The organism is Streptomyces sp. A012304 (assembly GCF_026008495.1).
Taxonomy (GTDB): Bacteria; Actinomycetota; Actinomycetes; order Streptomycetales; family Streptomycetaceae; genus Streptomyces.
Map to the genome: position 1 here is coordinate 24,248 of NZ_BQUN01000006.1, position 11,530 is coordinate 35,777.

An 11,530-nucleotide genomic window follows, 5' to 3' on the forward strand; every position below is an offset into this window, starting at 1 on the left:
TGGTCACGCTGTGGTCAGGCCGTCTTCTGCTCGCCCGGGCCGCGGCCGCCGCGCGCGTCGCGCGGGATGAGGGTCGGGTTGACGTTGGAGTGGACGACGTCGGCGGTGATGACGACGCGGGCCACGTCCTTGCGGGACGGGACCTCGTACATCACCGACATCAGCACCTCCTCCATGATGGCGCGCAGGCCGCGCGCGCCGGTCTGGCGCAGGATCGCCTGGTCGGCGATGGCCTCCAGGGCCTCCCGCTCGAAGTCCAGCTCCACGCCGTCGAGTTCGAACAGGCGCTGGTACTGCTTCACCAGCGCGTTGCGCGGCTCGACCAGGATCTGCAGGAGGGCCTCGCGGTCGAGGTTGTGGACCGAGGTGATGACCGGCAGCCGGCCGATGAACTCGGGGATCATGCCGAACTTGACCAGGTCCTCGGGCATGACGTCCTCGAACTGGTCCTTGGCCTCGAGCTCCCGCTTCGAGCGGATCGTCGCGCCGAAGCCGATGCCCTTGGCACCCGCCCGGGACTCGATGATCTTCTCCAGGCCCGCGAAGGCACCGCCCACGATGAACAGGACGTTCGTCGTGTCGATCTGGATGAACTCCTGGTGGGGGTGCTTGCGTCCGCCCTGCGGCGGGACCGAGGCGGTGGTGCCCTCCAGGATCTTCAGCAGGGCCTGCTGGACGCCCTCGCCGCTGACGTCACGCGTGATCGACGGGTTTTCGCTCTTCCGGGCGACCTTGTCGATCTCGTCGATGTAGATGATCCCGGTCTCGGCCTTCTTGACGTCGTAGTCGGCGGCCTGGATCAGCTTCAGCAGGATGTTCTCGACGTCCTCGCCGACGTACCCCGCCTCGGTGAGCGCGGTGGCGTCCGCGATCGCGAACGGCACGTTCAGCATGCGCGCGAGGGTCTGCGCGAGGAGGGTCTTGCCGGAGCCCGTGGGGCCCAGCAGGAGGATGTTGGACTTCGCCAACTCGATGGCGTCGTCGCGGCCTTGGGCGCCGCCGTTCTCGCCGGCCTGGACGCGCTTGTAGTGGTTGTACACCGCGACCGACAGGGCCTTCTTGGCGGCCTCCTGGCCGACCACGTAGCCCTCGAGGAACTCGTAGATCTCGCGCGGCTTCGGGAGTTCCTCCCAGCGAACCTCGCTGGTCTCCGCGAGCTCTTCCTCGATGATCTCGTTGCAGAGGTCGATGCACTCGTCGCAGATGTACACACCGGGCCCTGCGATGAGCTTCTTGACCTGCTTCTGGCTCTTGCCGCAGAACGAGCACTTGAGCAGATCGCCGCCGTCACCGATGCGTGCCACGGTGTGCTTCCCCTTCGCCTGGGAGACGCCTGGACATCTTTCGAGTCCAGCGGCTCCTGGTGCTGCCTTATGTCGACGGTACCTTGCCGGGCCCCCCGTTCGGGCCCCCCTTGGCACGGTTCACGTCCGCGCATCGTCACGCGGACCGGTCACACGGTGCCAAGGGGCGGCAGACGATACTCCCCCTCGCGCGCTAGCGCAGCGAGGTGTTGTTCATCTTCCGGGTCGAGATGATCTGGTCGATCAGGCCGTACGACAGGGCGTCCTCGGCCGTGAGGATCTTGTCGCGCTCGATGTCCTCGCGGATCTTCTCGATCGGCGTGGTGGAGTGCTTGGCCAGCATCTCCTCCAGCTGCGAGCGCATGCGCAGGATCTCGTTCGCGGCGATCTCCAGGTCGGAGACCTGGCCGCGGCCGGTCTCGCTGTACGGCTGGTGGATCAGCACGCGGGCGTTGGGCAGCGCCATGCGCTTGCCGGGCGTACCGGCGGCCAGCAGGACGGCGGCGGCGGAGGCCGCCTGGCCCATGCAGACCGTCTGGATGTCCGGCTTCACGAACTGCATCGTGTCGTAGATCGCCGTCAGCGCCGTGAAGGAGCCGCCGGGGCTGTTGATGTAGACCGAGATGTCCCGGTCGGGGTCCATCGACTCCAGGCACAGCAGCTGCGCCATGACGTCGTTGGCGGAGGCGTCGTCGATCTGGACGCCGAGGAAGATCACCCGCTCCTCGAAGAGCTTCGCGTACGGGTCGTACTCGCGGATGCCCTGGGAGGTGCGCTCCACGAAGCGCGGGATGACGTAGCGGGACTCGGCAGAGGGGCCGGTGTACTCGGCGCGCGTGCGGTCGTGCAGGCCGCTGCCGGGGAAGTCGTTCACGGTGTCTCCTGGAGAGAGGGCTGGGGCGGTTACTCAAGGGGGCTGGACGGGGCTGTGACGGCCCCGGGGGCACCGGAGGCCGGTGGGGTCCCCCGCGGCCGCGATCGGCCCTGTCAGGCCGCCCCGGTGCCGCCGCCGCCCGGCATGCCGGCGGCCGTCGGGATCACGTCGTCGATGAGGCCGTACTCCTTGGCCTCGAAGGCGTCGAACCAGCGGTCGCGGTCCGAGTCGCGGGTGATCTGCTCGACCGACTGGCCGGTGTGCTGGGCGGTCAGCTCGGCCATGCGCTTCTTGGTGTGCAGCAGCCGCTCGGCGTGGATCTTGATGTCGGAGGCCGAGCCCGCCAGACCGGCGGAGGGCTGGTGGATCAGGATCTCGGCGTTCGGCAGCGCGAAGCGCTTGCCGGGCGTACCCGCGCTGAGCAGGAACTGGCCCATCGAGGCCGCGAGGCCCATGGCGATGGTCACCACGTCGTTCTTGATGAACTGCATGGTGTCGTAGATCGCCATGCCGGCCGTGATCGAACCGCCGGGGCTGTTGATGTACAGGTAGATGTCCTTGTCCGGGTCGGCGGCAAGGAGCAGCAGCTGTGCGGTGATCTTGTTCGCGATGTCGTCGTCGACCGGCTGGCCGAGGAAGATGATCCGCTCGTTGAGCAGCCGGTTGTAGACCTGGTCACCGAGGCCGCCACCGATGGAAGGCTCGCCGGCGGCGGAGGGCATCAGATTCGTCACGTATCCACCTGCTCGTCTTACGACGGCGTCCGGGCCGTCTCACGTGTTCCTGCCTGGGGGCGTCAGGGGACTCCCCTGCCCCCGTATTCATGGACCCTAACGCGCGGGTCCGTCCGGGGAATCCCGGAGAGGTGAGTGTTCGCCGGGGGCGTAGTTCGCCGCACCCGTTCCGGTACGCCGACGGGCCCCGGGACTTTTACGTCCCGGGGCCCGTCCGAAGGCTGCTTACGCCTCGTTCTTCTCCTCGGAGGCCTCGGCGGCCTCGGACGCCTCGGAGGTCTCAGCGGCCTCGGCGGCGGCCTCGTCCGACTCCTCGTCCTCGTCGTCCAGGTCGATGACCTCGCCGTTGGTGTCCTTCACCGTGGCGGACTCGACGACCGTGGCCAGGGCCTTGCCGCGGGCGACCTCGCCGACCAGGAGCGGAACCTGGCCGCCCTCGACGACCGCCTGGGCGAACTGGTCGGGCGACATGCCGGAGGAGGCGGCACGGCGCATGAGGTGCTCGGTGAGCTCCTCCTGGTTGACGTTGAGCTTCTCGCGCTTGACCAGCTCGTCGAGGACGAACTGGGTCTTGATGCCCTTGACCGCGGCCTCGCGGGTCTCGGTCTCGAACTCCTCGGCGGTCTTGCCCTGGATCTCCAGGTACTTGTCGAGGGTCAGACCCATCTGGCCGAGCTGGTGGTGCTCCAGGTTGTGCTTGCGGGTGTTGATCTCGTCCTCGAGCAGCTTCTCGGGGACGGGCACCTCGACGAGCTCCAGCAGCTTCTCCAGGACGCGCTCCTGGGCCTGCGTGGCCTGGTCGTACTGCTTCATGTTGGTGAGGCGCTTGCGGCTGTCGGCCCGCAGCTCCTCCAGGGTGTCGAACTCGGAGGCGAGCTGCGCGAACTCGTCGTCCAGCTCGGGCAGTTCCCGCTTGGCGACCTGGGTGACCTTGACGGTGACCTCGGCCTCCTTGCCGGCCGCGGAGCCGCCCTTGAGCTCGGAGGTGAAGGTGGCCTCGCCACCCGCCTCCAGGCCCTTCACGGCGTCGTCGATGCCGTCCAGCAGCTCACCGGAGCCGATGGTGTAGGAGACGCCCTCGGCGACGCCGTCCTCGAGGACCTCGCCGTCGACCTTGGCCTGGAGGTCGACCGTCACGACGTCGCCGTCCTCGGCGGCGCGCTCGACCGGGGAGGTCGAGGCGAAGCGCTCACGGAGCTGCTCGACGGACTTGTCGACGTCCTCGTCGGTGACCTCGATGGCGTCGACCTCGACCTCGATGGAGGAGAAGTCCTCGGGGAGCTCCAGGGCGGGGCGGACGTCGACCTCGGCGGTGAAGTTCAGCGTCTCGCCGTCCTTCAGCTCGGTGATGTCGACCTCGGGCTGGCCCAGGACGTCGATCTCGGCCTCGTTGACCGCCTCGGTGTAGAACTTCGGGAGCGCGTCGTTGACGGCCTCCTCCAGCACGGCACCGCGGCCGAACCGCTGGTCGATGACCCGGGCGGGGATCTTGCCCTTGCGGAAGCCCTTCACCGTGACCTGCTGGTTGATCTTCTTGTACGCCGCGTCGAGGCTGTCCTTGAGCTCCTCGAAGGGCACCTCGACAGTGAGCCGAACCCGGGTCGGGTTCAGGGTCTCCACGGCGCTCTTCACGGTTCGGTCTCCTTGTGGCTGACTTCTTGGTTTTCGCCGGAGCCAGACAGGTCCGGCGATTCGCCGCCCGGGAGAGTTCGTAGGCCGAGTGGGCCGGGACACACGGGCGCGCAGCTTGCATAGTAACCGCAGCCGATGACCGGCCCAAAAGACGATCACCGGCGAGGCGCCCCGTGATCGCGCAGGTGGTCGGGGTGGCGGGATTTGAACCCACGGCCTTCCGCTCCCAAAGCGGACGCGCTACCAAGCTGCGCCACACCCCGTCTGGTGCGACACGTAGGGTACATGCCCGCAGGCCGCCGGACCGCCGCATTCACCGAGCGTGCGGACGGGCGGGGCACCCGGGACGAAACGGGGTGTGCGGCGGAGGGGGCCGACCCGCTAGGATGCCTTCGGTGCCGCGGTCGTCCGACCTGCGGCGCGCCTGTGCGGGCGTAGCTCAATGGTAGAGCCCCAGTCTTCCAAACTGGCTACGCGGGTTCGATTCCCGTCGCCCGCTCCAGCATGGCTCAGGCCCAGGTACGAGGGTGTTCACCCGGTTCCTGGGCCTGAGTCGTTCCAGGGGGCGGAGCGGCCTCCGGGAGAGAGGAGCCGTGGTGGGACCGGTGACCGTGCGTCCCTTCGAGGCGGCCGACCTGCCCGGTGCCGCCAGGGCGCTGATCGAGGTGTACGAGACCGACGGCTATCCGGTCGAGGGGGTCGACGACCCGGAGGCGTGGCTGAGGTCGGAGCATGTGTCGGCCGCCTGGGTGGCCGAGACGGGTGGGGACGTCGTCGGGCACGTCGCGATCATGCGCCCGCAGGGTGAGGACGCGGTCTCCCTGTGGGCCGGACAGAACGGCGAGGACGGCGAGGACGGCGAGGACCGCGAGGACCGCGAGGACCGCGAGAACGAGGTTGACGCGCGGGTCGCGGTCCTGGCCCGGCTGTTCGTGATCGACGCGGCGCGGGGGCGGGCCACGGGCAGACGGCTCGTCGAGGCGGCCATGGACCATGCCCGCGCCCACGGTCTCCGTCTGGTCCTCGACGTCATGGCGAAGGACGCCGCCGCGATCCGGCTCTACGAACGCCTGGGGTGGCGCAGGACCGGCGAGTGCACCCACCACTTCGGAGCCGGGCGGAGCACCCCGGCCCTGTGCTTCGTCGCGCCCGAGGGCTGAGCTCTCAGACGAATCTGCTCACACCGGAGGACGGCAGCGGGCGGTCGGGGGCGTCAGAAGCTGATCGAGTTGATCGTTTCGGCGAGCGAGTTCATAAAGCGGTTGATCGACGGGGCCATGCCGGTGGAGGCGAGGAAGAAGCCGAAGAGGACGGCGACGATGGCCGGGCCGGCCTTGATCGACCCGCCGCGGATCATCACGACCAGGATGATCGCCAACAGCAGCACCACTGACAGTGAAATGGCCACAACTCATCACACACCCTCGGTCGGTCCGCTCTGCCGGCCCGGAGGCGCACCCCGCGCACCCCGCCCGAGACCATCGTGCCACCAACCCGGCCCGGCTATGCGGCCCGTGAGGCATTCACCACGGCAACTGTCCGTCACCGGCGCGCCCGTACCGATCTCGAATCCCCACTCCCCGACGAATTCCGGGACTCGCTCTCCATCGAAATTCACAACTGCCGTACAGGGAATTCGAATTGTGGCCACAGGCACGTCAACAGCACCCCCACAACCGGCGTTATGCACCTTTTAGTCGGGATGAATCATGACATCCAGGGCGACGGAAGGACACTCAACTCCGGTAAATGCAGGAATGGCAGCGCTATGACATGCGGTGTTTTACGTATCGCCACAGACGACGCTAGGGTGCCTCAGATGTTCCACGCCGCTTCGTCTCTCGTGCCGAGTCCGCGCTCACCCAAGAGCCAGAAAGATCAGCACCTTCCGTCACAGGACAGACCGTCCCAGCGGCGTGACGCGTTCTTCGACAACGCCAAGTACCTGGCGATCGTGCTGGTGGCCCTGGGCCACGCCTGGGAGCCGCTGAAGGGCGACAGCCGGGTGCTCACGGCGGCCTACGTACTCGTGTACACGTTCCACATGCCGGCCTTCATCGTCATCTCCGGCTACTTCTCGCGCAGCTTCGACGGCAGTCCCGGCAAGCTGAAGCGGCTGGTGACGGGCATCGTCGTGCCGTACGTCGTCTTCGAGACCGCGTACCCGCTGCTGAAGACGTACGTCGACGGCGCCCCCCAGGACATCAGCCTGCTCGACCCCTACTACCTCACCTGGTTCCTGTGCGCGCTGCTCATCTGGCGGCTGACCACCCCCTTCTGGAAGCTGGTCCGGTATCCGCTGCCGCTCGCGCTGGGCATCGCCATGGCGGCGTCCGCCACCCCGAACATCGGTGACGACCTGGACCTCCAGCGCGTCCTGCAGTTCCTGCCGTTCTTCGTGCTGGGGCTGCATCTGAAGCCGGAGCAGTTCCGGCTGGTGCGCCGGCGCTCGGTCCGGATCGCGGCCGTGCCGGTGTTCGCCTTCGCGCTGGCCTTCTCCTGGTGGGCGGTGCCGCGGATGAACAGCGGATGGCTCTACCACCGCAACTCCGCGCAGGAACTGGGCGTCCCGTGGTGGGTCGGTCCCGTCATGCAGCTCGCCCTGTTCGGCTGCTCCCTGCTGCTGACCGCCTGCTTCCTCTCCTGGGTGCCGGGCCGCCGGATGTGGTTCACCGCGCTCGGCGCGGGCACGCTCTACGGCTATCTGATGCACGGCCTGGTGCTCAAGGCCGCCGACTACCGCGGCTTCTTCGACCACCCGGCGCTGCACCGCCCGCTCGGGGAGATCGCCGTCAGCGTCGCGGCGGCCGCGCTCGTCACCCTGTTGTGCAGCGGGCCCGTGCGGCGGATGTTTCGGTGCGTGGTGGAACCGAGGATGGAGTGGGCCTTCAAGCGGGACGCGGCCCAGCTCGCCCGGGAGCGGGAGACACGGCCGACGTCGCGGGAGCGAGAGAAGGTCGGCGCCTAGGCTCGCTCGGGGCCGAGGCCGAGGAGGGCGCGCATCCGGGCGTACTTTTCGGTCAGGCGGGTGCGGGTCGGCTCGTCCAGGACGGCCAGGCGGGCCGGGTTCGCGTTGTGCGCCATGTCCGCCTCCTTCACCAGCAGCGCGCCCGGCGTCGCGAGGATGCGCCCCGCGTACGCCTCCGGCGCCTCCCCGGCCCGCTTGGTGACCGCCAGGACGATGGCCCGCGTACGGTCGCTCACATCGGCCTCGCGCAGCCAGGTCTCGGAGAGGGCGTCGTCCTCCACGGCGTCGTGCAGCCAGGCGGCCGCGATCTGGTCGGGGTCGCCGCCCCGGGCCCGTACGCCCTCCGCGACCGCCTGGAGGTGCTCGGCGTAGGGGCGGCCCGCCTTGTCGGTCTGGCCGGCGTGGGCGGCGCGGGCGAGCGCTTCGATCTCGGCGAGGGTGAGCACGCGGCTGCCTTTCGGAGGGTCAGCGGACCAGGGCCGCCTGGGCGGTGGCGCCCTCACGGCAGATCAGCAGCAGGGCACGGTCGTCGTTGACGTCCTTGGCGACCGCCTCGATCAGGTGCCAGGCGGCGCCCTGGAAGCCGCCGGCGACATAGCGGTCGGCCTCGCCGGTGAGACGGTCGATGCCCTCGACGATGTCCCGGTCGGACGTCTCCACCAGGCCGTCGGTGAACAGCATCAGCACGTCGCCGGGGCGCAGGGAGCCCTTCACCGGGTCGAACTGGGCGCCCTCGTACACGCCGAGCAGCGGGCCCTCGGCGGCCTTCTCCTCCCAGCGGCCGCTGCCCGCGCTGAGCTGGAGGCCCGGCGGGTGCCCGGCGGAGTACAGCTCGTAGTCGCCGGAGTCCAGGTCCAGGACCAGGTGGATGGAGGTCGCGAAGCCCTCGTCCCAGTCCTGGCGCAGCAGGTAGCCGTTGGCGGCGGGCAGGAAGGCGTGCGGGGGCAGGCTGCCGAGGAGACCGCCGAAGGCACCGGACAGCAGCAGGGCGCGGGAGCCGGCGTCCATGCCCTTGCCGGAGACGTCGGTGAGGACGACCTCCAGGGTGCGGCCGCCGTTGGTGCGGGCCGCGACGACGAAGTCACCGGAGAACGACTGGCCGCCGGCCGGCCGCAGCGCCATCTCACGGTGCCAGCCCTGCGGCAGCGTGGGCAACTTGCTCTGCACCCGGATGCGTTCGCGCAGGTCGAAGAGCATGGTGCCGCCGCGCCGCCAGGGCACGCCGACCCGGCTGCGGAACTGGGCGATGAGGAGGCCGAAGAAGCCGCAGGCGGCGACCACCAGGACCACACCCGGGGTGACCCGCGACGGGCCCTCGGTGTACGGGCCGAGCCGCACCGACTCCACGATGAGCGCCGTGGCCGCCGCGGCGTACAGGCCGAGCAGGCTCGCCGGGCGCAGCAGCAGACCGCCGGCCACGATCGGCAGGACCAGTGCGGCCGGAGAGCACCACACCGGGTTGGCGAGCGTGGTGACCGCGATGAGCGGGACGGTGAGCAGCAGTCCGGCCAGCGCGATCCAGTCCGAACCGTCGCCGCGGAAGTAGTCCACGGCGCTTTTGCGCACGCCGGTGCGGACCCGGTGCATCAGATGCTTCAACCGGGCCGTCAACGTCTCGGCTTCCGCGCGCCGCTGTCGTCCTGCTGCCATTAGTTCGGGACCCTATCCATCCAACCCACCGCTTGGCACGGGAGGTCCCACTTGTCCCCCGTCCGAGGTTCAACTTCACAGTGAACGTCACGGAAAGCGCTCGCGCGGCACAGAGGGAGAAATTCCCTGGCTCGTCCCGCATTGGGCTGCTAGGCATGGATCCATGACGACTGAGGCGATGGGCCGCACCGGGTCTCCGGCGGCCGACCTGCGGATATTACGGCCGGACGACTGGGACAGGTGGTACGAGACCCTGCTGCGGGCCTTCGGCGGGGTCGGCGAGACGGCGGAGGAGGGCGCGCTGTGGAAGGAACTGACCCGGTGCGAGCGCTCCCTCGGGGTGTGGGACGGGGACGATCCGGTGGGCACCGCCGGGGCGTTCGACTTCCGGCTGACGGTGCCCGGCGGGGCGTCGGTGCCGGCCGCGGGCGTCACCATGGTCGGTGTGCTCGCCACGCACCGGCGGCGCGGGCTGCTGACGGCGATGATGCGGCGGCAGTTGGACGACATACGCGCGTGGGGCGAGCCGCTGGCCGTCCTCACCGCCTCCGAGCCCGCCATCTACGGGCGGTTCGGGTACGGCGCGGCGACGTTCGCGCTGCACGGCGAGATCGACACCGGGCGGGTCCGGCTGTCCGTCCCGGAGGGGACGGACGACGTACGGCTGCGGTACGCCGATCCCGTGGACGCCCTCGGGTCGTGCGAGGCGGTGTACGCGCGGACCGTGCCGCTGCGGCCGGGGATGCTGGCGCGGCGGCCGGGGTGGGAGCGGGTCTGGGTGCTGGATCCCGAGAGCGGGCGGGACGGGGCGTCGCCCTTGCAGTGCGTGGTCGCCGCGCGGGACGGGGAGGTCGTCGGGTACGCCCGCTTCCGGGTCAGGCCGCAGTGGACGGACTCCGGGCACAACGGGCAGGTGCGGTTGCAGGATCTGGCCGCGGTGGAGCCGGCGGCGGAGGCGGCGCTGTGGCGGTTCCTGTTCGGTATCGACCTCACCAGCTCGCTGACGGTGCGGGGGCGGCCCCTCGACGAGGGCTGGCAGCATCTCGTCTCCGACATCCGGCGGTGTCGACTGCGGGTGCGGGACGGGCTGTACGTGCGGCTGGTGGACGTCGGCGCGGCGCTGGAGGCGCGGACGTACCCGGCGCCGGTGGATGTGGTGCTGGAGGTCGAGGACGCCTTCTGCCCGTGGAACGCGGGGCGCTGGCGGCTGACCGGGGACGCCAAGGGGGCGAGCTGCGCGCGTACGACGGACTCGGCCGATCTGGCCCTGTCGGTACGGGAGTTGGGGGCGGCGTATCTCGGGGGTGTGAGCCTCGGGTCGCTCGCGGCGGCCGGGCTGGTGCGGGAGCTGCGGCGGGGGGCGTTGGCTGAGGCGTCGGTGGGGTTCGGGGCGGGGGTGGCGGCGGCGTGGATGCCGCATGGGTTCTGAGGGGGGGTCGCTCTTCCCGGTCCGTCACTTCTTCTGGCAGGTCGGGCACCAGAAGAGGTTGCGGGCCGCCAGGTCCGCGGTGCGGATGCCGGTGCCGCAGAGGTGGCAGGGCTGGTGGGTGCGGCGGTAGACGTAGACCTCGCCGCCGTGGTCGTCGACGCGGGGCGGGCGGCCCATCGCCTCCGGGGTGTGCTCGGGGCGGACCGTGTCGATGCGGTTGTTGCGGACGCCCTCGCGCATGAGGGCGACGAGGTCGGACCACATCGCCTTCCACTCGGTGGGGGTGATGTCCCGGCCGGCGCGGTAGGGGTCGATGCCGTGGCGGAAGAGGACCTCGGCGCGGTAGACGTTGCCGACGCCGGCGATCACCTTCTGGTCCATGAGGAGGGCGGCGATCGTCGTACGGCTGCGGGAGACGCGGTGGTAGGCGGCCTGGGGGTCGGCGTCCGGGCGGAGGGGGTCCGGGCCCAGGCGGTCGTGTATCGCCTGCTTCTCGGCGTCGGTGATCAGGGCGCAGGTGGTGGGGCCGCGGAGGTCGACGTAGGCGGTGGGGTTGGCGAGGCGTAGACGGACGGTGTCGGTGGGCGGGGGCGCGGGGGCGTCGCCGAAGGTGACCTTGCCGAAGAGGCCGAGGTGGATGTGGACCCAGGTGTCGGGCTGCTCTGCCGCGTCGGAGCCGGAGCCGGAGCCGAAGCCGAGGAAGAGGTGTTTGCCGTGGGCCTCGGTGCGGGTGAGGGGGGTGCCGGTGAGGAGGGCGGCGGCGTCGGAGAACTTGCCCTGGGGGCTGGTGACGTGGGTGGGGGCGCCGGAGAAGCGGGTGGCGTAGTCGTGGGCCAGGCGGTGGATGGTGTGGCCCTCTGGCACGGGGTCCCTCCGGGGGTTGTGCGTCGTTCTCCGCCCGCCCGCCCACCCGACTCGGTGGGCGACGAGGCGCCGTCG

The 11,530-nt window shown here is 70.1% G+C and carries 11 protein-coding genes and 2 tRNA genes; 4 read left to right on the forward strand and 9 right to left on the reverse strand.

Annotated features, from left to right (window positions below):
- Positions 1-14: 14 nt before the first annotated feature.
- From clpX to ALMP_RS02630, 5 genes are all read right to left on the reverse strand, one after another.
- Positions 15-1,304, reverse strand: coding sequence for an ATP-dependent Clp protease ATP-binding subunit ClpX (gene clpX, locus ALMP_RS02610; RefSeq protein ID WP_264924354.1), 1,290 nt, complete (start codon positions 1,302-1,304; stop codon positions 15-17).
- Positions 1,305-1,497: 193 nt separating this feature from the next.
- Positions 1,498-2,178 (reverse strand): ATP-dependent Clp protease proteolytic subunit, encoded by a 681-nt coding sequence (locus ALMP_RS02615; protein ID WP_309299418.1) that lies wholly within the window; start codon positions 2,176-2,178, stop codon positions 1,498-1,500.
- A gap of 113 nt (positions 2,179-2,291) precedes the next feature.
- Positions 2,292-2,900, reverse strand: coding sequence for an ATP-dependent Clp protease proteolytic subunit (locus tag ALMP_RS02620; RefSeq protein WP_055623941.1), 609 nt, complete (start codon positions 2,898-2,900; stop codon positions 2,292-2,294).
- A 237-nt stretch (positions 2,901-3,137) separates the two neighbouring features.
- Positions 3,138-4,544 carry a trigger factor gene (gene tig / locus ALMP_RS02625; RefSeq protein ID WP_264924356.1) on the reverse strand — a complete coding sequence of 469 codons (1,407 nt, stop codon included), beginning with the start codon at positions 4,542-4,544 and terminating at the stop codon, positions 3,138-3,140.
- 186 nt (positions 4,545-4,730) lie between these two features.
- Positions 4,731-4,807: transfer RNA gene (locus ALMP_RS02630), tRNA-Pro, on the reverse strand.
- A 165-nt stretch (positions 4,808-4,972) separates the two neighbouring features.
- On the opposite strand from ALMP_RS02630, the gene ALMP_RS02635 reads away from it, so the two are divergent.
- Positions 4,973-5,046: transfer RNA gene (locus ALMP_RS02635), tRNA-Gly, on the forward strand.
- 103 nt (positions 5,047-5,149) lie between these two features.
- Entirely contained in the window at positions 5,150-5,704 is a 555-nt protein-coding gene (locus tag ALMP_RS02640) for a GNAT family N-acetyltransferase (RefSeq protein ID WP_309299419.1), read from the forward strand.
- Between the two features lie 53 nt (positions 5,705-5,757).
- Here ALMP_RS02640 and ALMP_RS02645 read toward each other — a convergent pair whose 3' ends face one another.
- Entirely contained in the window at positions 5,758-5,952 is a 195-nt protein-coding gene (locus tag ALMP_RS02645) for a hypothetical protein (RefSeq protein ID WP_264924358.1), read from the reverse strand.
- 411 nt (positions 5,953-6,363) lie between these two features.
- Here ALMP_RS02645 and ALMP_RS02650 point away from each other — a divergent pair, with 411 nt between their 5' ends.
- Positions 6,364-7,512, forward strand: a complete 1,149-nt coding sequence (locus ALMP_RS02650) for an acyltransferase family protein (RefSeq protein WP_264924359.1) — start codon at positions 6,364-6,366, stop codon at positions 7,510-7,512.
- Here the strand turns inward: ALMP_RS02650 and ALMP_RS02655 are convergent.
- Both ALMP_RS02655 and ALMP_RS02660 read right to left on the reverse strand, forming a co-directional pair.
- On the reverse strand, positions 7,509-7,958 hold the full coding sequence (locus ALMP_RS02655) for an HD domain-containing protein (protein ID WP_264924361.1): 450 nt from the start codon (positions 7,956-7,958) through the stop codon (positions 7,509-7,511). The two genes, ALMP_RS02650 and ALMP_RS02655, sit on opposite strands and share 4 nt — an antisense overlap.
- 19 nt (positions 7,959-7,977) lie before the next feature.
- A complete protein-coding gene (locus tag ALMP_RS02660) occupies positions 7,978-9,162 on the reverse strand; it encodes a PP2C family protein-serine/threonine phosphatase (RefSeq protein WP_264924363.1) in 1,185 nt (394 codons plus the stop codon).
- A gap of 163 nt (positions 9,163-9,325) precedes the next feature.
- Between ALMP_RS02660 and ALMP_RS02665 the strand changes: the two genes are divergently transcribed.
- Positions 9,326-10,591, forward strand: a complete 1,266-nt coding sequence (locus tag ALMP_RS02665; RefSeq protein ID WP_264924364.1) for a GNAT family N-acetyltransferase — start codon at positions 9,326-9,328, stop codon at positions 10,589-10,591.
- Positions 10,592-10,615: 24 nt separating this feature from the next.
- Here the strand turns inward: ALMP_RS02665 and ALMP_RS02670 are convergent, their stop codons facing one another.
- Positions 10,616-11,455 (reverse strand): Fpg/Nei family DNA glycosylase, encoded by an 840-nt coding sequence (locus ALMP_RS02670; protein WP_264924365.1) that lies wholly within the window; start codon positions 11,453-11,455, stop codon positions 10,616-10,618.
- Between the last annotated feature and the right edge of the window lie 75 nt (positions 11,456-11,530).

Coding starts and splice junctions, on each gene's coding strand:
- ALMP_RS02620 (WP_055623941.1), bottom strand. CDS start 2,900: ATGCCCTCCGCCGCCGGCGAGCCTTCCATCGGTGGCGGCCTCGGTGAC.
- ALMP_RS02650 (WP_264924359.1), top strand. CDS start 6,364: ATGTTCCACGCCGCTTCGTCTCTCGTGCCGAGTCCGCGCTCACCCAAG.
- ALMP_RS02660 (WP_264924363.1), bottom strand. CDS start 9,162: ATGGCAGCAGGACGACAGCGGCGCGCGGAAGCCGAGACGTTGACGGCC.
- ALMP_RS02665 (WP_264924364.1), top strand. CDS start 9,326: ATGACGACTGAGGCGATGGGCCGCACCGGGTCTCCGGCGGCCGACCTG.